Origin of the sequence: Weissella muntiaci (assembly GCF_008107635.1) — a bacterium.
Lineage (GTDB): Bacteria > Bacillota > Bacilli > Lactobacillales > Lactobacillaceae > Weissella > Weissella muntiaci.
In genome coordinates this window covers 81,397-103,873 of sequence record NZ_SDGZ01000004.1, presented here as the reverse complement: position 1 = coordinate 103,873, position 22,477 = coordinate 81,397, and the positions used below count along the sequence as shown (strand labels likewise).

At 38.9% G+C, this 22,477-nt stretch carries 38 protein-coding genes; 2 read left to right on the top strand and 36 right to left on the bottom strand.

Going from position 1 to position 22,477, the window contains the following annotated elements:
• Positions 1-13: 13 nt before the first annotated feature.
• The 36 genes from ESZ50_RS11820 to ESZ50_RS01170 form a co-directional block, all read right to left on the bottom strand.
• On the bottom strand, positions 14-1,330 hold the full coding sequence (locus tag ESZ50_RS11820; protein WP_148621797.1) for a phage major capsid protein: 1,317 nt from the start codon (positions 1,328-1,330) through the stop codon (positions 14-16).
• Positions 1,331-1,347: 17 nt separating this feature from the next.
• Positions 1,348-2,133 (bottom strand): head maturation protease, ClpP-related, encoded by a 786-nt coding sequence (locus tag ESZ50_RS01330; protein WP_148621796.1) that lies wholly within the window; start codon positions 2,131-2,133, stop codon positions 1,348-1,350.
• Positions 2,126-3,226, bottom strand: a complete 1,101-nt coding sequence (locus ESZ50_RS01325; RefSeq protein WP_148621795.1) for a phage portal protein — start codon at positions 3,224-3,226, stop codon at positions 2,126-2,128. The genes ESZ50_RS01330 and ESZ50_RS01325 overlap by 8 nt, the downstream gene beginning before the upstream one ends.
• Positions 3,227-3,238: 12 nt before the next feature.
• Positions 3,239-4,927 carry a terminase TerL endonuclease subunit gene (locus ESZ50_RS01320; protein WP_148621794.1) on the bottom strand — a complete coding sequence of 563 codons (1,689 nt, stop codon included), beginning with the start codon at positions 4,925-4,927 and terminating at the stop codon, positions 3,239-3,241.
• Positions 4,902-5,243, bottom strand: a complete 342-nt coding sequence (locus ESZ50_RS01315) for a P27 family phage terminase small subunit (protein WP_148621793.1) — start codon at positions 5,241-5,243, stop codon at positions 4,902-4,904. Before ESZ50_RS01315 ends, ESZ50_RS01320 begins: the two co-directional genes overlap by 26 nt.
• 119 nt (positions 5,244-5,362) lie before the next feature.
• Complete coding sequence (locus tag ESZ50_RS11965) at positions 5,363-5,575, bottom strand: HNH endonuclease signature motif containing protein (RefSeq protein ID WP_425473108.1); 213 nt, start codon at positions 5,573-5,575, stop codon at positions 5,363-5,365.
• A gap of 79 nt (positions 5,576-5,654) precedes the next feature.
• Positions 5,655-6,023: a hypothetical protein gene (locus ESZ50_RS01305; protein ID WP_148621791.1), complete on the bottom strand. Its 369-nt coding sequence runs from the start codon at positions 6,021-6,023 to the stop codon at positions 5,655-5,657.
• 53 nt (positions 6,024-6,076) lie between these two features.
• Positions 6,077-6,448 carry a hypothetical protein gene (locus ESZ50_RS01300; RefSeq protein WP_148621790.1) on the bottom strand — a complete coding sequence of 124 codons (372 nt, stop codon included), beginning with the start codon at positions 6,446-6,448 and terminating at the stop codon, positions 6,077-6,079.
• A 48-nt stretch (positions 6,449-6,496) separates the two neighbouring features.
• Positions 6,497-6,625: a hypothetical protein gene (locus ESZ50_RS11885; protein ID WP_281282873.1), complete on the bottom strand. Its 129-nt coding sequence runs from the start codon at positions 6,623-6,625 to the stop codon at positions 6,497-6,499.
• Positions 6,626-6,663: 38 nt separating this feature from the next.
• Positions 6,664-7,527, bottom strand: a complete 864-nt coding sequence (locus ESZ50_RS01295) for a DNA adenine methylase (protein ID WP_148621789.1) — start codon at positions 7,525-7,527, stop codon at positions 6,664-6,666.
• Positions 7,528-7,647: 120 nt separating this feature from the next.
• The gene (locus tag ESZ50_RS01290) at positions 7,648-8,055 is read right to left on the bottom strand and encodes a DUF722 domain-containing protein (RefSeq protein ID WP_148621788.1); all 408 of its coding nucleotides are present in this window, start codon (positions 8,053-8,055) and stop codon (positions 7,648-7,650) included.
• A gap of 72 nt (positions 8,056-8,127) precedes the next feature.
• Positions 8,128-8,847: an ArpU family phage packaging/lysis transcriptional regulator gene (locus tag ESZ50_RS01285; RefSeq protein ID WP_148621787.1), complete on the bottom strand. Its 720-nt coding sequence runs from the start codon at positions 8,845-8,847 to the stop codon at positions 8,128-8,130.
• Positions 8,847-9,083 carry a hypothetical protein gene (locus ESZ50_RS01280; protein WP_148621786.1) on the bottom strand — a complete coding sequence of 79 codons (237 nt, stop codon included), beginning with the start codon at positions 9,081-9,083 and terminating at the stop codon, positions 8,847-8,849. Before ESZ50_RS01280 ends, ESZ50_RS01285 begins: the two co-directional genes overlap by 1 nt.
• Entirely contained in the window at positions 9,083-9,451 is a 369-nt protein-coding gene (locus ESZ50_RS01275; protein ID WP_222860779.1) for a DUF3310 domain-containing protein, read from the bottom strand. Before ESZ50_RS01275 ends, ESZ50_RS01280 begins: the two co-directional genes overlap by 1 nt.
• A complete protein-coding gene (locus ESZ50_RS01270) occupies positions 9,451-9,855 on the bottom strand; it encodes a YopX family protein (RefSeq protein WP_148621785.1) in 405 nt (134 codons plus the stop codon). Before ESZ50_RS01270 ends, ESZ50_RS01275 begins: the two co-directional genes overlap by 1 nt.
• Before the next feature lie 3 nt (positions 9,856-9,858).
• On the bottom strand, positions 9,859-10,161 hold the full coding sequence (locus ESZ50_RS01265) for a hypothetical protein (protein WP_148621784.1): 303 nt from the start codon (positions 10,159-10,161) through the stop codon (positions 9,859-9,861).
• 10 nt (positions 10,162-10,171) lie between these two features.
• On the bottom strand, positions 10,172-10,465 hold the full coding sequence (locus ESZ50_RS01260; protein WP_148621783.1) for a hypothetical protein: 294 nt from the start codon (positions 10,463-10,465) through the stop codon (positions 10,172-10,174).
• The gene (locus tag ESZ50_RS11880; RefSeq protein WP_281282872.1) at positions 10,465-10,599 is read right to left on the bottom strand and encodes a hypothetical protein; all 135 of its coding nucleotides are present in this window, start codon (positions 10,597-10,599) and stop codon (positions 10,465-10,467) included. Before ESZ50_RS11880 ends, ESZ50_RS01260 begins: the two co-directional genes overlap by 1 nt.
• Before the next feature lie 171 nt (positions 10,600-10,770).
• Positions 10,771-10,992 (bottom strand): hypothetical protein, encoded by a 222-nt coding sequence (locus tag ESZ50_RS01255; protein WP_148621782.1) that lies wholly within the window; start codon positions 10,990-10,992, stop codon positions 10,771-10,773.
• Positions 10,992-11,267 carry a hypothetical protein gene (locus ESZ50_RS01250; protein WP_148621781.1) on the bottom strand — a complete coding sequence of 92 codons (276 nt, stop codon included), beginning with the start codon at positions 11,265-11,267 and terminating at the stop codon, positions 10,992-10,994. The genes ESZ50_RS01255 and ESZ50_RS01250 overlap by 1 nt, the downstream gene beginning before the upstream one ends.
• The gene (locus ESZ50_RS01245) at positions 11,267-11,551 is read right to left on the bottom strand and encodes a hypothetical protein (RefSeq protein ID WP_148621780.1); all 285 of its coding nucleotides are present in this window, start codon (positions 11,549-11,551) and stop codon (positions 11,267-11,269) included. Before ESZ50_RS01245 ends, ESZ50_RS01250 begins: the two co-directional genes overlap by 1 nt.
• A 15-nt stretch (positions 11,552-11,566) precedes the next feature.
• Positions 11,567-12,004 carry a hypothetical protein gene (locus ESZ50_RS01240; RefSeq protein ID WP_148621779.1) on the bottom strand — a complete coding sequence of 146 codons (438 nt, stop codon included), beginning with the start codon at positions 12,002-12,004 and terminating at the stop codon, positions 11,567-11,569.
• Position 12,005: 1 nt separating this feature from the next.
• The gene (locus ESZ50_RS01235) at positions 12,006-12,278 is read right to left on the bottom strand and encodes a hypothetical protein (RefSeq protein ID WP_148621778.1); all 273 of its coding nucleotides are present in this window, start codon (positions 12,276-12,278) and stop codon (positions 12,006-12,008) included.
• The gene (locus tag ESZ50_RS01230; RefSeq protein ID WP_148621777.1) at positions 12,275-12,472 is read right to left on the bottom strand and encodes a hypothetical protein; all 198 of its coding nucleotides are present in this window, start codon (positions 12,470-12,472) and stop codon (positions 12,275-12,277) included. The genes ESZ50_RS01235 and ESZ50_RS01230 overlap by 4 nt, the downstream gene beginning before the upstream one ends.
• Before the next feature lie 102 nt (positions 12,473-12,574).
• Positions 12,575-12,820: a hypothetical protein gene (locus ESZ50_RS01225; protein ID WP_148621776.1), complete on the bottom strand. Its 246-nt coding sequence runs from the start codon at positions 12,818-12,820 to the stop codon at positions 12,575-12,577.
• The gene (locus ESZ50_RS01220; RefSeq protein WP_148621775.1) at positions 12,813-13,220 is read right to left on the bottom strand and encodes a helix-turn-helix domain-containing protein; all 408 of its coding nucleotides are present in this window, start codon (positions 13,218-13,220) and stop codon (positions 12,813-12,815) included. The genes ESZ50_RS01225 and ESZ50_RS01220 overlap by 8 nt, the downstream gene beginning before the upstream one ends.
• A 41-nt stretch (positions 13,221-13,261) precedes the next feature.
• Positions 13,262-13,987 carry a hypothetical protein gene (locus tag ESZ50_RS01215; RefSeq protein WP_148621774.1) on the bottom strand — a complete coding sequence of 242 codons (726 nt, stop codon included), beginning with the start codon at positions 13,985-13,987 and terminating at the stop codon, positions 13,262-13,264.
• A gap of 34 nt (positions 13,988-14,021) precedes the next feature.
• On the bottom strand, positions 14,022-14,420 hold the full coding sequence (locus ESZ50_RS01210; protein WP_187387506.1) for a replication terminator protein: 399 nt from the start codon (positions 14,418-14,420) through the stop codon (positions 14,022-14,024).
• Between the two features lie 40 nt (positions 14,421-14,460).
• Positions 14,461-15,042 carry a hypothetical protein gene (locus tag ESZ50_RS01205; protein WP_148621772.1) on the bottom strand — a complete coding sequence of 194 codons (582 nt, stop codon included), beginning with the start codon at positions 15,040-15,042 and terminating at the stop codon, positions 14,461-14,463.
• Between the two features lie 109 nt (positions 15,043-15,151).
• Complete coding sequence (locus ESZ50_RS01200) at positions 15,152-17,098, bottom strand: ATP-dependent DNA helicase (RefSeq protein WP_148621771.1); 1,947 nt, start codon at positions 17,096-17,098, stop codon at positions 15,152-15,154.
• 11 nt (positions 17,099-17,109) lie between these two features.
• Positions 17,110-17,958 (bottom strand): hypothetical protein, encoded by an 849-nt coding sequence (locus tag ESZ50_RS01195; RefSeq protein WP_148621770.1) that lies wholly within the window; start codon positions 17,956-17,958, stop codon positions 17,110-17,112.
• A 19-nt stretch (positions 17,959-17,977) separates the two neighbouring features.
• Positions 17,978-18,430 carry a RusA family crossover junction endodeoxyribonuclease gene (locus ESZ50_RS01190; RefSeq protein ID WP_148621769.1) on the bottom strand — a complete coding sequence of 151 codons (453 nt, stop codon included), beginning with the start codon at positions 18,428-18,430 and terminating at the stop codon, positions 17,978-17,980.
• Positions 18,430-19,140, bottom strand: a complete 711-nt coding sequence (locus ESZ50_RS01185) for a DUF669 domain-containing protein (RefSeq protein WP_148621768.1) — start codon at positions 19,138-19,140, stop codon at positions 18,430-18,432. The genes ESZ50_RS01190 and ESZ50_RS01185 overlap by 1 nt, the downstream gene beginning before the upstream one ends.
• Positions 19,140-19,805, bottom strand: a complete 666-nt coding sequence (locus ESZ50_RS01180) for an AAA family ATPase (RefSeq protein WP_148621767.1) — start codon at positions 19,803-19,805, stop codon at positions 19,140-19,142. Before ESZ50_RS01180 ends, ESZ50_RS01185 begins: the two co-directional genes overlap by 1 nt.
• Positions 19,806-20,711, bottom strand: coding sequence for a DUF1351 domain-containing protein (locus ESZ50_RS01175; RefSeq protein ID WP_148621766.1), 906 nt, complete (start codon positions 20,709-20,711; stop codon positions 19,806-19,808).
• Positions 20,712-21,187: 476 nt separating this feature from the next.
• Positions 21,188-21,418 carry a hypothetical protein gene (locus ESZ50_RS01170; RefSeq protein ID WP_148621765.1) on the bottom strand — a complete coding sequence of 77 codons (231 nt, stop codon included), beginning with the start codon at positions 21,416-21,418 and terminating at the stop codon, positions 21,188-21,190.
• 278 nt (positions 21,419-21,696) lie between these two features.
• On the opposite strand from ESZ50_RS01170, the gene ESZ50_RS01165 reads away from it, so the two are divergent.
• Positions 21,697-22,047: a helix-turn-helix domain-containing protein gene (locus tag ESZ50_RS01165; RefSeq protein ID WP_148621764.1), complete on the top strand. Its 351-nt coding sequence runs from the start codon at positions 21,697-21,699 to the stop codon at positions 22,045-22,047.
• 2 nt (positions 22,048-22,049) lie between these two features.
• Complete coding sequence (locus ESZ50_RS01160; protein WP_148621763.1) at positions 22,050-22,472, top strand: ImmA/IrrE family metallo-endopeptidase; 423 nt, start codon at positions 22,050-22,052, stop codon at positions 22,470-22,472.
• Positions 22,473-22,477 lie beyond the last annotated feature (5 nt).

Sequence of the window (22,477 nt, the reverse complement as noted above, 5' to 3'; positions counted from 1 at the left end):
GTTTACCTCCTTATTAGGCGGCGGCCGTTACTGTAACCGCAACTGTTGCCTTAAATCCACCATCTTCTGTAGTAGCAGTAATGGTTGCTGATCCTTCCGCAACTGCTGTAATTGTTCCGTCAGCCGCAACTGCTGCTACTTTGTCATTACTTGTTTCATAAGTAACCTTAGTATTTGTTGCATCAGCTGGTGAAACAGTCGCAGTTACTTGTTTAGTGTCTCCAACTTTCATTGCGGCAGTCTTTTGTGACATATCAACACTAGCTACTGGTACGTTACCATCCTTGTGAGTAATAACCTCAGGCAAAATGATTTCATAGATCGCTGAGACATTGTTATCCAATGCTTCACCATTAGCAAATTGTTTAGCAATGTACAAATCCATATCTTCCATTGCCAACGTTTGGTCGTATTGTTGAATATTCAAACCACCACCGATTGCGGCAACATAACGAGACGCACGGTAAGCAACTGCTTCACCAAATGGAACTCCCATAGCTGGCACAACCTTAATTCCAAGTGGATAGGCTTCAACATAGACACCACTTGCATTTTGTACTGTGAAAGCGCCTCGGATAATTTCATATTGACTAGGGTTCAAAGCCAATGACAATGAATTATCAGGCTTCAACATTTTACCGTTGATTGTCATTGATAGACGTTGTGCGATTTCTGCGATTGCATTCTGTACCTTAGAATGATCTGAGAAATCAATTACGCCTGTAATGGCCTTCTTAGAATATTGAACCTTATTCTTATCAACAACTTTTCCAGTTGTCATATCCATCATCAGTCCAGTAGGCGTGTCTTTCCCATCTCCAGACATAAATCCTTCTTCAAGTGCTACTGACATTGCTTCTGTCAATTGAGTAATAACAAACTTCTTAATCCAATCAGGGCCAAAGTCTGACATATCCTTAGGCAATGCAATAAAAGCAGTAAGCTTATTTTGCAAATCGTCCTCAGTTACGAAGTCAGCATCAAGTTGTCCCTTAATGTCGCCAAAGATTTCTCCCCAAACGGCAGTTCCAGCTGTATTAGCTTTGATAAGTTTCATACGCAAACCAGTGTTTTGCATACTCAACGTTTCAAGGAATGGATGATCTTCAGTCAAAGCATCAAACACTTCATTGATAGTTTCTTCTGGTAAAAGCTCTGCATCTTTCGTACCAACATCAGTAGTAATAGCCGCAAAGAACTTCTTTTCCTTGGCCGTCATTGTGATCCCTGATGACTTACCAGCATTCATCTCTGCGAGTACACCCTGCATAACTTCGCGCATGTGTGCTTCCATCTTTTGCTTTGGTGTTTGTTCCAAATCCATACTCATACTAAAATCCTCCTAAATTAAACAAGTGCGTTTGCAACCGCAGTGGCGATTGCTGAGATAGTTTCTTGATTGAATGCCGTAGGAGCTGTTTCCTGCTTTGGAGCAGGTTGCTTGTCCTTATCGTCAGCTTCATCCTTCTTGGCTGACATATCGGCGTGAATGCCTTTCAATTCAGCCAAAATATCTTGCAACACCTTAGTTAAATCATCATTCCCAGTCTTTGGTTGCTCTTCTGGGTTAGTCTTCTTCTCTGGATCCATTTTTTTGTCCTCCGTTTTTAGTTCTGCAACAATTGCAGGGTCATCATCATTAAACATAAATCCGTCAGCAAAACCGTATTTTACAGCTTGGCCAGCCGTGATATATGTTTCGTTCTCCATCAAATAAGTAATTTCATCTCGCGATAAATTACTTTTTAGCGCATAAGCATTAGCTAAACTCTCACTTACAACTCTAGTGTCATCCGTTTGAGTTCCATCAGCTAAGCGTGCATTATGAATCATAATTTGCGCGGTTGGCGAAATTAACACTTCGTCTCCAGCTGTTGCAATAACGCTCGCTGCACTAGCGGCAATTCCCGTCACATTAACTGTGATATGCTTTCCGCTCGCCCGTAGCATTGAATATATCTCACTACCAGCAACAACATTGCCACCGGGAGATGAGATTTCAACGTTAATATTATCTCCAGTTTCCTCCGCTAACGCCGCCCTAACATCACCGGGTGAAGCAACATTCATTCCTTGTTCTCTAAGAGCTTGTGCATCTTCATCTGATGCAATTTGCCCTAAAATACTAATCAACTACATCACCTCCTTTATTGGCTTGTTCATAATTCTTGGTCATGATAAACTCATCGCCACCTTCTGTTGGTTTCATTGCGAATAGATCTGCAATCATGTTTCGTGTTGCGTAACCAGAACTAATCAGCTTATCAATCTGTTCAGAGTTACGAACAATCGACATATCACGCTCAAAACTCAACAGAATTGACGGATCATTAAATTTCATCTGCAATTCACGTTGAATCATGATCAAAATTGGCATTACAACATTTTCTCGGTATTGATCAGCAACGCCTGATGTATCAGCTTGTGTCCCTGAAATCATAGCTACCGGTACACCAAGCATGGCGGCAACGTCTTCGATGACCAACTTTTTCAATCGGCTAATCTCATCAACACCCGTACCACCAGCCGAATAAGATTGGCTTTTCTCGTCATACTTAATACCAGTTAGCTCAGGCATGATAGCAATTGAATCGCTGGTAATTGAGTTTTTTACCTTGTCGAGTACCTTTTTAAGACTTCCCTCAACGTTTGTCTGATTGTTTAAACCAGCATTAGATTCAATACCAACAGTTGCTCTGAATTGGTTACGCATTTTTACGTTATTAATGACGTAGTTATAAATGTTATCTAGTTCTTCATTTGTCTTGATGAAAGACTTACGCCAATCATCTGTATTCAGTTTCAAGTGCCAAACATCTGAGGAAATAAAAGAACGCTGGAAGGTAAAATTTCCAACGCTCACTGAACTAAATACGTTTTCTACATTCGCAAATTCATCAACTGTGAAATCATTTGCTATTAAAAGGCTCTTAGTATCATTTGTGATAACCAAAGCTTCATTTTCCATGACCAACTTATACACAATATCCCGCCAGAACTCACTTGCATTCTGATTAGGATTTGGCGAAATGCTAAGTGCCTTTTGATTAACCTTCTTATCAGATTCAACCTTCAAAGTCATAAACGTTCGAGCAATAAAGTTAGCAACTACTTGCATGCCATATTCACTCATCTTCCGCTTTTCATTACTAAAGATTACCTCAAATAACTTATCACTTACCGGATCACGAGCCACACCTTTGCGCCTAAAATCAAACCATCCCAACTAATCACCTCCTTAAAAATCAATATTTAGCATCGCTTCAAGATTGGCCGCCACATCAACACCATTCGTTAATTCGTCAGCGCGATACAAGGCATATATGAACGCCATAAAACCATCGGTTTTACGTTTACGTTCTTCCTTCTTTAGGTACTCTCGGTTACCATCAGCCTTCACATTAACTAAAACATTCCACGTGTACCAGCGCATGATCGGAACATCACCCCAAGCAAAGCTTCCGTTGGCAAATCCTTCTTCGATACGTGGGGCAAGTAATCCTGAAATAGCTTTTGGATTCCTAATCACGTTCAAATTATTGAATCCTGACTGTAAAAAGGACTGCCGTAGCAATTCAGCTCGAAAATTATCCATAACAATTTCGTTTATTTGATAAATATCTCGTCTGGCATCAAACCAATCAGTTACAACGCTTGGGCTAATTGTTGGATCGTCCAATATAGTCAGATCGCCTTTTGCTTCCCACTCTTTTAGGGGTGCAAAAACATTACTGCCTTTAACATCTTCTGGAGATAAGTTATATCCCATGTATTGGCTTACAAAAGCCTTTGTAGCGAAGCTATGTGTCTGCCATACATATTTACCATCTACAAAGAAAAGAAGCCCTACGGCTGTGAAATCACGGATAGACGAGAAATCCACTGCACCTATTGCCATACTTCCAACTGGAACTTCAATTTCTTGGTTAGTTGCAGTAATCTCTTCTTTACTAGCGACACTTTTAGTAACGTCGACAGTTGGAAGGTTCATTCGTTTAGTCATGAATTCAGCTCGTGCACTATCTGATTCTGACATTGTCCGAAATTGCTTCTTGATTTTTCCAAATAGCATTTGTCCATACTTTGATAGTGGTTTTACTAGCATTGGATTTGCTAATTCCCAGTTATCAAAATCATTCACTTGTTCAGGGGTATCAAGTTGCGCAACTATCGGTAACAAATCACTAGCAGGCAAATCACCATTTAAAACTTTATCGCCGGTATCTAACATTTGATCCATAAATGCGCCACGAACGAATCCCATAGAACCAATCATAATAGAACGTGATTCAGGAACCTTACCAAGACCAGATTCAAAGACATTCACAATTGCATCATTCTCATAAGCGTGAACTTCATCAAATACAACTAAACTATCTCTGGCACCGTCCTTTGTTTTGACGTTGCTTGTCCGAGGGGTTATTTTTCCACCCATCAACGTTGATGAAATTGCTCTTTTCAAATTATAAAAAGAATCGTTTAACTCTGGATATTCAATAATGGCTGCGTTAATTTCATCAACTGATGTCATTGCTTGATCTAACGAGTTAGCAACAATTCCCACATTATAATTTCGTACTCCGTTAAGCTCAGAAATTAAAAACAAGGCAACCGTCGTTATCCAGCCGTTCTTACCTGCTCCACGTCCTAGCACTAATAAAATACGGTCAAAAAATGGTTCGTCATCTTCCTTTTTATACAAGAACAACAGAGCGTCAGTAAACTTCTGGAAATCAGTATGTTCAAAGAAAAAATCGGATGAAAAGTTTATTAACTCCTCAATCCGATCTTCATCAAAATATAAATCATCTCTTTTCAACACATCACTTTCCAAGAGCCACACTAATTTTTGACGGCGTTTGTTTAATTTGATCTTCCCGCTCTTATACAAGTTAATGTAGTTAGTTACGTGAGCGTTTTCTATCACTTAAACCACCACCTATCTTATTTGTTTTACTGTTTTCTGATAATCCTTTGGAATCAATACCTAATGTTCTTAAAATCCCATTCATAGTTGAGCTAATTCTCTGTTTTTCAGTCACGGCTGGATTGACCTTATGATAAACGTTGTTTCCACTTGCAACATCAATCATAACGCCCGTAGCCTTAATATCAGCGCTCAAATCGTCCCAAATCCGCCCCAAATCGCCGTATTTTTGCACTAATTCGAGTTCATACTCAGTTATCTCATGATTAGCCGAAACCGCGTCAATAAGGCTTTTTTCAAGTTTTGAACGTCCCATATTTTAGCTTACACCCCCCCTCTGGCAAAATTTCGAATATTTTGGACAGTCTAGTCCCCTACCCCCGGTACCCCAAAGCCTTTGAAACTCGATTTTTTTTAGGTGGGGGGTATCATTTTCTATCCAAACCATTCGTCAGAATTCTTTTTATTTGATTTCAACATTGACATATATTTTTTATGTTTAGCATTGTGATGTTCACGACACAATGGTTGCAAGTTGCTTGCATCAAGCACTAGGTCAGGTCGATCAATAATGGACTGTATATGGTCTACCTCTATCACTATACCCGGCATCCTATCAGTAGTGATCCTACCTTCAGCTAAACACATCACACATTCATGATGATACTTCTCGACTACTTCATCACGTAACTTCTTCCACCTTCTCGAATGATAGAACCTAACTCTATCAACCTTCTTGTAGAACGTCTGTGTCATCTACACCTAGTCCTCTCGCCGTCATCTCATGAGAACCTTCTTGTCTCCAATAATGATTACCCTCGCCATCTGTCAAACCATCAACACGAGAACCATCAGCTCCATTCACTCCCGATGTAACATGCAAACCTTTTGGTAAGTCCGCCTGTCCAACAGGATGATAATCCTTAACTTTCACTAATGTTTTAATATTCTCTTTGATGAATCCATCAATAGAAGTACTTAGTCCAAGATGGTAATTCTCATCGCCACGTCCTGCATCTAGCCCTAGTCTAAACGCATTCATTACCAACTCCAACATCTCAGTATCAACGTCAACTTTTAATGTCTTCTTTTCCATAACAATTCTCCATATACAAAAATAGCCACTAACAAATGCTAGTGACTTAGTAACTATTCAATTGAACACCAAAGTAGATTGTCTAATTCAATCCGATCATTGCCGATAAAGATATACTGTTCATCGAATCCTTGAACCTTGCCTTGAATGATAGGCGGAAAGTTCTCACCTTGCTTACTTCGTTCCTGTACTGATACATGTAAGTTGTTAGCATAAGCCTTAAACAACTTCTCTGTAATCTCGTCCAGTTCCATCTCAGGCATTGCCTTTTGATTTCTGGCGACTGCTCTTGCTGTGTCATTCTTACGCACATCTTCGGTATGATCAGACAAGAAATATCCTTGCCACTTTACCATACCTCTATCTTTGTAGTGATTCTCAAAGAAATCCTTTGCTCTTCTGTATACTGCGTCATCTTCATCCATAATACTCACCTTATTAGATTTAACCTTAGTGAGTAATTATATATTAGATTAAACTACATGAAAAGCATTATTCATTTTAGGCTTCCATTGATCATTACTAAGTTCATCTTCTAGCCGTCTCAATATCTGCAACTCATCGCTACCAGATACTAAGCCATAATCTTTATCTCTTTTCATAACTACACATCTCCCACCACCTTTCTTTCCAAAATAGACTATTGCTTTACCATGAATAGCTTCTCGTAACGTTTGCCGGTTCCACCTTGGAAAGTAGACCGTGCTGTTCTAAATTCAAAGACAGGCTCGAACCTATCATCACTGATCTCATAGCTAGAAATCAGAACAATGTTATTTTTAGACATAGAAAAAGCCCAGTCATAAAAGGCTGGACTATCAAAAGTATTCTTATATTTATTTGCTGCGTTTTCATAAGGCGGATCTAAATACAAGATAGAATCTGTAATATTCGAGAAATCTCTGTAGTCTAAGTTAGTAGCTATCACATCATTTACTTGTTGCAATCGCTCTAGCTGCTTTAATTGCCCTAATTGCTGTAACTTCTCTAATCGTTCTATATTTGCTACGACATTTTTATATGTATATGTTTGCTTGTAACCAGAGAACACATTGTGATTCTTAATAATGTCAATCGCCAAATCAAATTTTATTTTCGACATCTCTTTGGAATACAAATAACTTTTACGATCATTGCCAAATGAATTAACAAGCAGTTTCAACTCGTCATCGACAGTTTTATCTTGCTTGTCTCTGATTTGCATGAACTCTTCGCGGCTAATAATCAGCGTCTTAATCCATTCTCTATCTTGATTAATCACACGGTGGAACATATCAGTAATAGACTTGTCCAAATCGTTATAATGTACGTCTAAGCCGTTTAAAATTAGTTCCGCAGTAATTGCTCCACCACCGCCGAAAATGTCATACACAGGCTTGTCAGTGCCGAAATTCTGCTTAATAATTTCAACTATCTTCTTACTAATCTTTTTCTTTGATCCAACATAAGGCAAACCAATCGGCTTACCCTTTCTGATTTTCTTTTCATCTAATACCAGTTTCAAAACTCACCCCCTAAATAATTGCAAAATAAAAGAGCCGATATTTCTATCAGCTCCTTTTTTAATTATTCGATACTACAAATTTAACCCATTTTTTAGCCCTGAAACTAAATATAAACTTAATCAATAATTAACCCTTTTCAAGTCTGCAAAAGCATTCACGGAATCTTTGAACTCATTCTTCCACTTATGGAGCGTCACCTCACTAACGTGTAGCTCATTAGCAATGTACGTCCATGATTCACGTTCTCCATAATGCAATCGCAACATATCAATTCGTTCTTCATCTAAGCCTTCAAGCCAAGTGTTAATTACAAACTTCTTGTGATCTAGTGCAATTATTACAGGGTCGAGTTCATGAGTGATCATCATTGATTCAACCGCATTCGATTGTTTGTTCTGTGCTCGACCTCCACCAATATTCTCATCAATATCATGGCGAGCAGCTAACATCTTCTTACGCAATTCAATCTGCTTATCTAAATCACCCCTAAAGTATCCTCGCAATAGTTTATCTACTTTGTCAGCCACAACCTACGCCCTCCATGATAAAATAAAGTTATCCTATTTATTCGCATGGCGCTGACTTCGGTTGGCGCTTTTTTATTTTTCAACAACAAGGCGCAATTTCTCATTTGTTATCTCAGCAAACGTTAGAAGAGCTCTGTCCATTATTTGATGCACCTCGTCCTCAGTGCAATTCAAATTTGTTGATATTTCTTTCGAGGTTGCACCTTCCATAAAGCGCATATTAATCATACCTTGCTCTTGTTCAGCTAGTTTGCCGATCATTTTCTGAACATAGTCAAGCGTGTTATTTGCATCTAACCTCTGAGTTGCCATTTCTTCAGCAGTGTTTACATTAGAATGATGTTTCACAGAATCGAATTCCGTAGATCGTCCCATCCTAGTTCCTGCAACACTCTCAATACGTTCTAAGTCATTATTGAAGAATTTGATAGCTCTTTTAATCGTTAGAGTTTCATCACTTTCAACTTTAAGTAACTCTGTACCCTTGGTTAGTTCTGCAAACTCAACCAAAGCATTATTTTTCAGGCGATAATACGATGATTCAGGATAATCAAGCTGTTCCATTGTCTGCGCGTTAGTAAAACCTCTAAAGAATCTTAATTCAAGCACTTCTTGAAATTTTTCAGGCATCATACTAACAATGCTCTGAACTTTATCAACCAATTCTTTAGATGCGCCTTCTTCATTGAATATTTGCTGTCGTTTGTAAGCAATTCTAAATTTTCTATCAAACCATCGTTGTGTTTCTCTTGCCATTCTACTCTCTGGAGTTAGAAAATTATTCTTAGTCATTATCCTTCCTCCATAATCTCAGCTACTGCTCTGCCTTCATACACCGCCATAACCTCGCTCAGCAAAATTTCACTACCAAACCGGTTATTTATATAGAACTTAGCTAATGCACGCTGTGCTTCTAACTGAGTAGCATCTACGTATTCATGCTTGCCATTCTTCAATGTCTTTTGCACTTTGGTTTTCTTAGCAGCTTCGATAACATCAAATTGTTTCTGTGTTAGTTTGATTTTCATTACTCCACACCCAATAATTCAATAGCGTGTTCCAAATACCATGCAGCCTTTTCGAGGTCTTGCCTAGTTGTTCCTTTGAATGGTGCTCGCAAGATATACTTCAAAGCATTTCCAATACTGAACGATAACTTAGTTCCAAATGCTGGAGCTACTTCATCAATCACTTCAATAGCTTCAAACTTGAATTTCTTATAGTGTGACGGATGATCAACTGAATTTTTAGCTTCAAAGATCTGCTCCATGTTTTCAACTGCTTGAATGATTTGAGTAAACTCTTCAGCATCATCACCACCAAACGTTAAGGCATAATCATTAATAGCTTTCTTCATGTACTCATTTTGCTTAGTTAATAATTCTTCTCTACGCATTACTCCGCCTCCAACAATTCTGGGTTCTCGTGGATATTTCCTAATACCTTGTACGGATTATCTGGTGCTTTTCCACTTATGAAATCTTGCCACCAAAGTTCCAGTGGATACTTTCTTCCATCTTTGAAATCAACCTTGAACACACCATTTTCAAAAACGACTTGTCCAATACCGTTATCCCAAACTTTAATAACGTCGCCATCATAAATGCTGATGTCTTCCTCGCCGTACATTTCAGCGTATTGCTCTAAAGTCACACGCTTAGAGTCGACAGGGTACATTTCTTCTTCGCCGAAAACATTTATGAATACAACGCCATCCTGATTTATGTCGAATTCATCTATGAATCCTTTTTCTTGATAATATTCAAGCCACGCTCTGAACTTAATCTCTCGTTGTGCCATTACTTAACCCCTAACTAATCCCGCTTCTTCCGGAGTGGCTCCTAAAAATTCAGCATTTACAAACCAATCGAAAATATCGCTATCTCTAACATTTACAGCAGTTACGCTCATACTCTTAGACTTACTAATGAGCTTATTGATAGCTGCCTGCTTTGGTACATATCCAACAAACAACTCTTTACCCATTGGCCCAATAGTATGCAAGTAACGCACTGTATTTTTATTGTTACAATAAAAGCCTCTCTCCATTGGATTTTTTCGTAAATATTCTTGAACCTTCTCTTTTGTGTCATAAATATTTGCCATTACTTAACTCCTAACCCACAAATAAGTGGATAACAAATGCAAGTGCCAATGTCACAATCATTGAAGCTAATACCTTCGTTTGATGCTCATATACGTCCGTGACTTTATAATCAGCGTCTCTTGGTTTCATAATCATGTAGTTAAAAAACATCGCAAATCCAAACGCCAAGAAATAACTAACCGAAATCAATCCAAACTTAGTCATGAACCAATTCCACATAAGCATGATTACCAGTGGATCACCGAAAAAAATTAACAATCCTAAAATAAACTCTTTCAAATTGAAATCTTTTTGCATCTCCATTACTTCGCCTCCATCTTCGCAACTCTAAAAATATATTCACCGACATTAACTTTCTTGCCTTGTTGACTTTGCCTGTTGATCTCACACATAACCATATCAACTGATATATCTCGCTTCTGTTTAGTCGTGGTCATCTTCTACCACCTCCTAGAGAAAAAGCGTCATCCCAAAACCTACAACAGCCATTACTAAACCGATTATAGATACCGTCATCATATTTTTTGTTTCCCATGTTCTTCAGACTGATGCTGCAATCACGCTTAGAATTGCCCCGGTCCATGAAACAATTAATCCAATTATCATCATTACTCAACCACCTCTACTCGCTTATCAATACCCATATCAGTAAAGTAATCACGTAGAAATTCAGCTACATACTCCGCATCTGATTTGTCGTAGAGTGTAGCGGCGATTTCAAATTCAGCTGAACCAACGTCGACTAATGCGCCGTCATCATCTTTAAATTCATCAGTTACCCAGCTCAAGCCTCTTTCAGGATCGTTAATTTGTACTTTGTACTTTGCCATTACTCAACCACCTTAATTGTTTCTGGGTGCAAATATGCAGATACTAAGCCAGTTTCGTTACTAAGTACCGGACGTTCTTTAGTGGATAGGGCTACAAACACAGCAGGATTATCAATCATCTGAAAAATATGTTCCGCAAGCGGCGCTTCCATTTCAACAATCGGTGCATAAGTCTCACGCAATTGCTTTATTAAGTCATCCAAATATGATTTAGCAGCAGCATTTTTTACCAAGTTCTCTGTATCTACCGCAGCTATAAACTCGTCAAATGTCATTAGACCATCTCCTCTTTTACAATTGAAATTGCATCTACTTCGTCGCCAAACTCATCAGGGTCAATCTCAATATTGTCTCCGTCATAAGTAATTAAGAATGCATCTTGCCCTTCGTCATACCGTAAATCATGAGAGTTCTTAGTAAACTTCTGATCCACATCCCAATCTTCCCACCACTCTCCAGTTAGCAAGTCGCCATTGCTAAGGTTTGTCTTGATTTCAAATTCAACATAACTTTTCAATCCGTCAATGTTAAAATCAACTCGCATAGTTACTAATTTCATGATTTAACCTCTTTTTTAGTTAATACGACTGTGTCCTTCGTAAACATGACCATTCTTATAAATCAAATCATCCTTACTCTTGATTTTTTTATATTGCTTATCACTGAATGACACGACATGTTTTTTACCTTTAGCATCTTTAATACTCAATTCGTTATCTTTGGATCCAGTATTAAACCAACTATTCCAAATCATGTAATTGAGTAGATTGTTATTTGAATTTCTGATATGCGTTTCTCGGCTTACTTTCCTATTAGTGGGTTTTGTTGTATTTGATGACTTAGGACGCGAAGGCGTTGGCGTCTTAGACGGTGTTGTTTTTACCGTATTAACATGCGGTGTCGTATGTGCCACCGTTACGTGAGGTGTTACATGAGGGGTTACGTGTGGCGCTACATGTGCTACGCCAATCATTAGTGGCGTTAGTACTGCAATTTTAGTTAGTGTGTTCATATCAATCTTCCTTTTTATAAGTCTTTTTAAATTCTTGTCTGTTTACCGGAATTACAGAGAACCTTGGTCCTTTGAGAATATAATCTCCAAGGTTAATGCCGATCGTTTTACCATCTTTAACCGTGAAGTATTCTGAATAACCCCTGTTGGCTGGAATACTCATTGCTCCGTGGCTAATTGCTTCTCTTACCCATACTGGAGCTAACGTAATGCCGATTTTTTCAACCTTCCAGGCTTCAAATACCTGGCCTGTCTCGCTATTTACAACTTTCATGACTTAATCCTGTCCTTTTTTAGTTGTTTCTCCAGCTTTCTAGCAGTCGAGTTTGCTTCCGCCACATTTCCAAAAGAAAGCGCTGATCCACGACCTAATGGCATAAATTTACCGTTTGACATGTAAAATTCTCCAGCCTTATTCACAATCACATAGTTATCAGCAAACTGAATTGCTCGAATACTTTTACTCATGATTTCTCCGCCCTTTATTCCACTGCCTAACGTGTTGCCAATAGCCGATTGTCACCCAAACTATTTCAATCAGCCAAATCATCGGTAACATCATCATCCACATTAAAAATCCTTCCGATCTACATCCTCGAAGTAAACTTCTTCAAGTCCGTTGTACCTTGCATCTTCCATACTCAATGCTTCTTCTTTAAACAATTCTCTGACAAAGCTTCGTTTATCCGATGGTGTACCAGTCCATGCGAACTTCAATTCATCCGTCCAAGCCATTATTCGTTTACCGCTCGGCTCATATACTTGTCGCCAATACTTACCGTCTGATTTGCGATTGATGTATTCATGTTCACTCATTGGCCATCAATCGCTTTCTAGTTCCGTCAGCTTGTTTGCGTGTTGAAAATGTAAGCACGCCATCTTGATTAGTCTTACGCCATGAACCAACAACTGTGTAAACCTCATTCTTGCCATTAATCAATACATAGCCGTTGCCACGTTGTACAACTCTAATTTCCATACTCAAATCCTTACTGTGCACAATATTTGACCTACCTAATAAATAATCAGTTGTAACTCCAAATACATCAGCGATAGCCATCAACGTCTCCAACTTAGGATCACGTTTACCGGCTTCATAATATGTCATGGAAACTGATGAAACTTCCTTACTAAGTCGATCAGTAACCTCAAATGCTAAGTCTTGAAGCGTCATGTTGCGCTTACGTCTGAGTTCTCTAATCCTCATTAATTCCATTTCAAAACGGGCTCACAGTCTTTTCACCCTTGGCTGATAAATTAAGCGATTACTGGAACTTCTGGTAATGCTTCTTTAAGGTATGCCGCAACGTTTGCCATTGCTTCATTAGCCCAAGCTCCGCCGTCTGCTTCAAACAATGCCATTACAATGTCACCGCCGCTCTTCTTGATGCGATAGATAAATTCGCTTTCTGGTTGTTCTACTTCGTTAAATGTGCGATATGGCTTCAACACTGCTGGTGATGGCACTTCTGCCGTAGCTTTACTTGCCACACCATCCTTAACAGTTGCACGTTGTGTGATGCCATCATCTGAGTACGATTGCTCGTTAGTATCAGTCACATCACCAGCAAACTTGATTAGGATGTTCCGATGTTCGTTTGCGATAAAGTTGGCCCGCATCTTAATTTGGAAATTCTCTTGATCCAAGTAACGCTCAAATGGAAATTCTGGTGTGATTGCCTCAACACTTGCTAATTCTGGTCGATTTCCAAACTTATCAACTTCACCAAATACAAGCACCTTTGTTGGACTCACAACTTGAATAGACTTAACAGCTGCTTCCAAAAGTCCATCCTTGATCGCCGTAACAACTCCGCTTAGTGTATGCGCGGAAATCTTTTGTGGTGCATCGTTTGGCTCGAAGCGGCGTACTCGTCCATCCTCAATCACGAATGTATCTTCACCAACTTTTACGATTGCCTTCTCTGCTGCCGTAACTGATTGATTGTTCAAAAATTCTAGTGCTTCTTTAGTCATAGTCATAGTCCTTATCCTCCGATTAATTAAAAAGTGATTACTACATGTAGCTCTTAACTGGTGCAACTGATGGCTCTCCGTCCACCGGTTCGCCCGTATCAGTTAGTAGCTGTCCTGATACTGGGTCGATGATCGTTTGACCCGGTACTTCGCTCAACATTTCCCGCATCTCAACGTTGCCTGCACCGTTTTCACCAACCAACACACGGGTCGCCTTATTTTCACGAGGTGCTAGCTTTGAGCTAACGGCTGTAACAGTTGCGATTGTTCCGTCCTCGTCTGGCTTGAATTTCACCTTGATGTTCAATTCACGGAATGTATTATCCTTTGCGTTCGGATCAAGCAAGTTCTTTGCGATCTTTTCAAGCTCGATGTTCACATCTTCTGCCAACGCACCTTTTGCCAACTTATTCAAATTTAAATCAATATTAGCCATCATTAATTACCTTTATCCTAACGTATTGTTATAGTAGTGTTGCTTACTTCATTTCATTTACGGCATAACCGTTTTCTAATTCTGGACTGAATGTTAATTCGCTTAGCATTTGCCCATTCAAGTTGCCATTCTTTTTCAAGAATTTAATGCGTTTTTCAATATCCGTCGGGCTCCACTCATTGCCAAACCTCCGGACTAAGTGATCCAGATTTAGTTGTACTTCTAGTTGCTGCGTCCTTAGGTGTCTGTCATAGCGCCATGAACTCAACAGCATAAATGTTAAAGAGTCACCAAATCCTTTCGGCAATCCTATCCACTTATTGGAAGCCCAAATATCCAAGCCTTTATTATCTTCACGAAAGCCCAATCCTTTTTCAGTGATAACAGAGTAATGCACGTTGTCCTTGGGTGTTGTCCACCTAGCCACAAAATCATGCTCTTCAAGGTTCTTCAAAGCTTTTTCGTATGTTTGAATATGCTTAGAACCTCTACCAATTTCCCGCTTCGCTTTAGTTGCAACAGCTTTCTCATAATCTTTTGGTGAGTCTGAAACGTGGTTATTGAATATAACATTTTCCTCAAAATTGAATGTTTGTTCGTACATCGTATATCGCCATCTTGTCATGGTGAGTTCACCGCCAATCACCCCCTTATTTATGTTACAAACGTGTGTCTAAACAGGGTTCTTATAAATATATATATATAAACCCTGTTTTGAAATCGTTCTGTAACATTTAACGGGTGTAACCGTTCATCCTCTCAATTGCCTCATTTTCTTCTAACAGATCGAGGTTTAATTGATCAATGTCGATTGATTGGTAACTGACCTTTGTATCAAGATAGCCTTGTAGAATTTTCTTACTTGGCATATACAATGCGTGTGATTCTTTTGCTCGAGTTAATGCCGTGTATAAAATGTTGCGGCTAGACAATCGAGAGTAACCAAGAATCGAAACTACATTATTAATTGTTGATCCTTGTGACTTATGAACAGTGATTGCGAATCCAAGTTCTGCTTTATGCTTTTGAAAATCAAAATTAATGTCGTTAAATTCGAGCGGCTGACCGGCATCATCAAGTAACGCTCGCTCACCTTTCATGTTGTTTAGATAAAACTTTCCATTGTCTTCATCTCGAATGATTATGAAAATATCACCATTCATAAATCCAGTATCAGGATTATTTTTACCAACAATAATTTTGTCACCATGTGCAAAGAATTGTTTTCCATCGAAATTCAACAATTCCTCTTCTGGAGTTCGTTGAATAATTTCTTGGTGTTTAATTCCATTGATCAAGTCTTTTGCTCCGTTTGCAGTTGTCAGAAATACATCTGCATTCGGATGCCTTGAAACAATTTCTTCTATCATCCATTCATGACCCGGCGTGTTGAAATATGCCGTACTATCTGGATGTTCAAATTTTGGCATCTCACCCTTGATAACATCCATTGAATCTTTGAAAATTCCTGATTCAGCTGCTTGCCGTTTTGGGATCGTTAGCTTAATTGGTACAAGTAAGTTCTCGTCTTCCAACCGTTGCAATACATCTAAGCCAATGGCCGGCAGTTGATTACTATCCCCGATAAAAATGTATCGTGCTTCTGGATTGATTTTGAAAAGATAGGCTAAGTCTTGCAAGCTGATCATTGAAAATTCATCAACAACAATCGTGGTTGCGTGTGCAAACAACTTGCGATACTTATCAACCTTTCTAACTCCCGTGATTGTTGTTGTCTGGATGTTAATTCCATCAACACTTTCAACGAAATTCTTAACAGCTTTACCAGCCAATGCGGTTGCAACTGCATAATTTGATAAGCTCTTGCCCTTATAACCCAGTGCTTCCAAAACTTTCTTAATGACGAACGTTTTACCTGTACCGGCGTAACCAGTTAAGAATGAAATTGGTTGCTTCATGATTTTCTCGACGGCCTCTTTCTGATCATCAAACAAATCAGATAAATCAACATCTTCAATTTCATGTCCTACCGATACACCTACATTGTTTTTTAGCAAATCATTAACAATCTTGTAAGCTCGTAACGTTTCAGTTCTCGCCCAACCGTCCATGAACGGCGTAACAATTCCATAATCCTTTAGAGAATCATCATCCAAAATATAATCAGATTTCTTAACTGTAATTAGGTTTTGAGATTCCTTTTCTCTCAACTGATTTTCAGCATTCCAAACTGCTAAAACCTTCTTGCGCTTTTCAAAATTATCCTTGGTAAACATACCGTAAATATTTGCCGTGAACTCAAAAGTTAATGCGCCCGTTTTATATGCGCTCCATGGGTTTTCTAAGTCATCAACTGCTTTGGCAATCTTATAAATCTTATTTTGGTTTAGCCCAAATTCTGGATTTTCAAGTGCCAAGCGATCTAGCTGCTTTTTTACTTCCCAATTAACATCTTGAAACGGATTGTTATTGTATTCTTCAATGTATCGTTTAGCAGTCTCCTCAGTAATATTTGGAACCTGTGTCAACAAATCAATTGATTTTTCATTGTAGATGACTTGCTTATCATCATCCTTCCCGTCATATCCATTAACCAATGCCAAGAATAATGATCTAGTTCCTGCAATTGCTTCCGCTCGCTTTTGCGAAATACCATTCACAACTTCCAAATGAAATTGATAATTCTTGGCGGCTCGTGGATTGTATTCTTTAAACTCCATTTGTTACCGTCCTATTTGTATGCGCTCGATGTCATGACTTCTTTTTCAATATCGCCCATCCCATGCGTCGGAATGCCTGAAAGAAATTCCAATCCCTCAATTGCCTGCTCTTGTTCAAAGCCCGCCTTAGACAATGCCCCGATCAATTGTTGCAATGTGTTGTGTACATTGTGACCAAGAACTAATTCAGGAACATTGTGCTTTCGCATGTAGTCCTTAACAAACTTTTCGGGTGATACTCCACGATTAGTCTGCCGACCTTTTCTTGATTTATGCTTGGGTGCTTTGTACTTACTCTGAACTGCATATCGCCATGAACCATACCAACTAAAAGTTAAGTATTGCTGCAAGGGCAGTCCCATCAATCGCCCTACTGTTTTACTAGCTTTGATGTCGGCTCCATAATTTAGTAAGTTGATACCAACTTCCAAGATGAAAGTCTTAACGATTTCATCCACAGCTTGCGGCAAAAGTTTCGGTTCAATTGGCACACTCAAAGGAATATACAATCTCATGCCGCCCTCATGTTTTGAACTACCAAGCGATGATGGTGTTTGCCAAGCATGGAACTCCATGTCGAAATTAACCAGCTTCATCAAGTCTTGATCTAGTTCATGCAAATCAGGAACAAAATCTAAATCAAAGATGATCGCTTGAATATCCTTGATGTTTTCACGGCGCCTAGTTAATCCTTCAATCAAATTGCTAGGCGTGAAATAAGTAGCTTCAAAGTCTTTGTAAGTTTGAACATCAACAATTGGTGGAATTTTAAGCGGCAACGATTCAATGAATATCTTAATATCGAAATCATCCACAACATCATAAGCACCACGGTTTCCCGCAATTTTAAATGCCATCATGGGCACTTCCCCCTTCGGCCTACCAATCTACTTCGGCGTCTGATATCTCAATATATAGTCTGTTATCTAATCCGTATTTTTTACCCAGCATTTCAAAAATAAACTGTGAATCATCAAAATCAAAAGCTTCCTGTAATGCGTCGGCTGCTGCTTTGGTTGAATTATCCAAATCCACCGTGCCTCGCGTTATGGGATAAATCTTTCCTGCTTCAAATGCTGCTCGCTTAGCTTTCGTATTAACTTTTGATTCTGGGACAGGATATGTGAATAACATTTTAAGCTGGAGTGCAGTTCCTTTAGGAACTTTCCATCCTAACTCATCACCCAATTCTTGCAGCGAATCAACAATATATTTTTGATACTTGTGATATCCCGCGGTTCTGAATACAGTGTTAGTGTGCGTGTTGTGCTCCATTTGATTTCCCGATGCATGTGTCATTGGTAGCACAACCTCAGCCTGTACATAGATCATTATTGTTGACCGAATCCACCGCCAAAGTTTGCGCCTTGATTTCCGAATGGATCTTGTTGTGGTTGCTGTGCTCCAAAGTTTGCGGGTGGTTGATCGTTGTCTGTTGGCATTGATGCTGGAGAACCAAACGCATTACTTCCACCAAAAGCGTTATTGTTATTTGAAGGTGCCCCAAAAGCTCCATTACCATTTTGTGGTGATCCGAATGCGTTACCTTGATTTGACGTTCCTGAATCAGTTGCTTCTGGGCGTGGCTTGTCAGTATTTGGCTCTGATCCGCCTTGCAACATTGTGTGATATGAAGATACATTTGCTCGCCAGCTTTTCTTACCGTTGAACTCATTTTCGCGCCAAGTCGTATTAACTGAAAGTCGCTTTCCAACTAGCAACGTTTTCGCGTCCTTCAATTCAAATGGTGTTCCATCTGCTAGTCCCAAACCATCAACTAAGAATGAATTAATCTTCTTGTAAGCAAAGAATGTCTTTGTCGCTCCGGGTACATCATCGGCTCTATCGTCGATCAACATATCATAAGGAATAATATTCTCTGCTTCAGTTCCATCAAGAACTTTATAAGTTATAGTAACCATTTCGTTACCTGAACTTTTAGAAACGCTGTACACTGCGTCAGTGATTTCTACATTGTACTTACCAGCGTAAGAAATGATTTGTCCACCTTGCTTCTTTGTTGAGTCTGCTGTAAATGTCATTAGTTATTCTCCTTTTGTTTCCATAATTCTGTTGCTAGAAATTCTGATTTATCTGATAAACGATTTTTACTAAATGTATATTCGTTTGGCGCTGTTGTGATTATTCGATCGTTGTCGCTATTAATGTGCAATCGTCCAACAAAATCAAAAAGCCCTGTAAACATTGAACGTGTTTTGGCATTCATTGTTGGCTTATACCGAGTTATTGTATTAACTCCGATCACTTCTTGTTCAGCCGATTCCCAAGCTGTGACTAGAAATTCAACAGGCAATGTTTTCATATATTGCGCTAATTGCCTAAACCAATTTTGTAGATCAACGTAAGCCAATCTATTGTCCTTATACTGTGATTTCAATGTATCAAGGATTGTTTCCGATACATTTGAAACATTATCAAGAACAATTAAGCCGTAGCCACGAGCGGCTGCTTCTGCGATAACACTTGGTAAAATATTGTGCATTTCTTTTAGCTCTTCAATGCTTGGAACCATGACATCAACTCCTTCAATTCCCCGAAGTACCTCATGGGATTGATCGAAGGTTATTACCAATTTGTGTGTCGCTGGATGATTTTTCACGAGTGATGTCTTTCCGACTCCCGGATCACCGTAGATCATCCAAAGTGTGTTACTTGAGGTTATTTGACTAGAATTTAGAAGTTGCATTTAGACCTCCTTATAAGAAAAGTCGATCTCCATTTGTTCAAAGCCACGCTTGATAAAGTCAAATTGTTCAGGTGTAATGTGGCTTACTCGGAAATTAAAGTTAGCAAACTGCTTGATTTCCTTTTGTTCCACAACTTCGCCTGTGTCAGAATCAATCAGTTTGTCACCAACTTGTGTGGCCTGATCGACCTTCTCTTGCTGCTGTTGCCGTTCTCGCTCAACTTCTTCATGCTTAGCTTCGATCGCTGCTTTAGCCGCTGATGCGTCAAAATCCATCTTTTGTTTAACTGCATCAACGTCCATTGTTTCCAACAAATGGATATAGCCGTCAGCCTCAACGTTCAACTTTTCGGCGTAGTTCTTGATTTCATTAGATCGTAATTTTTCAAGCTCAATTGCCTGTGAAATTCGCTCGCTGATGTTTTCAAATTGATGGTTAATGTCCTCTAACATTTGAGGCCATGAATAAGATTTATTCAGCCATCGTTCATCGAACACGATTTCTTCATGCACCAGCGGATAAGCTTCGGAGATTTTTGCAATCTCTTTGTTGATCATTTGGCGCTTGTTTTCCTTACGTGTTTCATCCAACTCTTTAAGCTGGTCACCAATTAAATCAGCACCCTCTTTAACGATCTTTTCCAACTCAACCAGTTGTTCTTTGGTACTTGGCCAGTTGCCTAACAAAGCCTTCTCAGTGTCGATACGTTGGCGCTTAATACTTTGTAAGATCGCATTCAACTCTTTGCGAATGTCTTTAGCACCCTTTTCGGTTTGTTGAGCCACCGGAAATGATTTGTACTTATTAACAGTCTCCAGCGTTGCAGCCTTCAACTGATCCAAGTTCGCAACGTTCACATTGGCTGGCGTTGCATTGATGGAGATCTCTGCGAGTTCATTACTCATTGATGTCCTCTTTCTTTTGCGACAATCTACCCTAAGTGATAAACTCAAAGAGTAGATTTGAGTTATGTGATAAATTTACTTGCACACAGTATGCTTGCCGGCCGCTGTGTGCTTTTTTGTGCCTTCTACGTAATACACAGGTCTGTGATTTTCTATATATAGAAACTTCAAACCTGAAATTGCGATTACTACTATTCCGAATAATGCTGCAAATGTGCCAGATAACATGTACTCACCTCCCTTCATTGTGTCCAACTAGACTGCTTAACGAACCTTGCTACATCCGATCGTTTCCACTCCGGACGCTTCAACCCTATATTTGGAACATTCCTTGTAAATTTAGGATTGTTACGCATATTTGTGTTAAACCATGTTGCGTTATGCCCAAAATAAAATTTCGCAATTTCATCTATATTCAAGACAGGCAATCCTCTATCTTGTATTTCCGACATTTTCTTAGACATCATCCAACCCCATTATTGATTCAAAATTCCATCTACATATTTTTCAGCACCGTTAAGAACTCGTTCAGCAGTATCTGTACCCGCTGTTCCGTTCTTTACGTTATTCCATGTGGTCATGGAAATTCCAAGGTAGTCTGCTACCTTTGTTTCATTAATCCCAGCAATTTTCTTTGCTTCAAAAATTTTGCCAATCAATCGTCCAACTCGCGATAAATACCTTCGGTCAATCGTTACTGCCACCATATATATAAACCTCCTTTTATTATTTGGTGTACTTTTATTCTTTTATTTTGTTTACCTTCACATAAATATGTGCTAAGATATACACATAAATAAGCGCAATAAAACAAACATTAAGCAACTAATTTCACCGTCCTACTGGTTTTTATTGCTTTTGTTTTATGCACCATTTTTTAAAAGAACTTAGGTACATGAATAATATTAGCACATATATTTGTGATTGCAACCTTTTTAATCAAATAAATGTGTGATTTTTATTCAGTGTCTTTAGAGGTATTGATATGACTATTTTTGAACGTGTAAAAGAAACTTCCAAAAAGCAAGGTTACAGTAGTTTGAAAACACTAGCCGAAGCTGCTGGACTATCCCAAAATGTAATTTACGGCTGGAAATCAAACCAGCCTAGTGCAACCGCTTTAAGTGCGGTCGCTGAAAAATTGAACGTGTCTGTTGATTACCTACTAGGTAACACTGACGAAAAAAATCCGCATCCTGCTAAGGACGAGCAAAAAGAAGTTGATTTGGAGGACGATAGTATAATTTTGAAGTTTGATGGTCAAGAGATCAGCGATGAGTATCGCGATTTCATCATTGATCAGATACGTCAAATTCGTAAGATGCGAGGCAACTGATTATGAACCTAAGTTACTTCCAGCAAGAAATGTATTCTCAATTATCAACGATTGCATCAAGAAATGGCATTGAAATTATTGTAGTAGATAGAAAAGATGATGAGCCCGATTTGGCAATCGCTGGGGATAATATTATTTTTTTGAATAAAAATTATGTGACAAGTTTCTCAATTGTATTTAGGTTAGCTCATGAGTTGGCTCACCTACTATATGGTGATTTGGAAGATCAGAAAGCTTATGCTTTCTCCCCATTGAGTGAGAAATATGAGGAACGAAGAGCACACTATGGTGCTTCTAAAATTATTGCTTCAATTATGTATTTTGATGTGCCAATGTATAGCCGTAATTATATAAACTTCATGGGTGAATTTGGGTTACCTTCAGCATTTGAAGATATAGTTCATGAAGCAATAGAATCAGTTTAAAATAT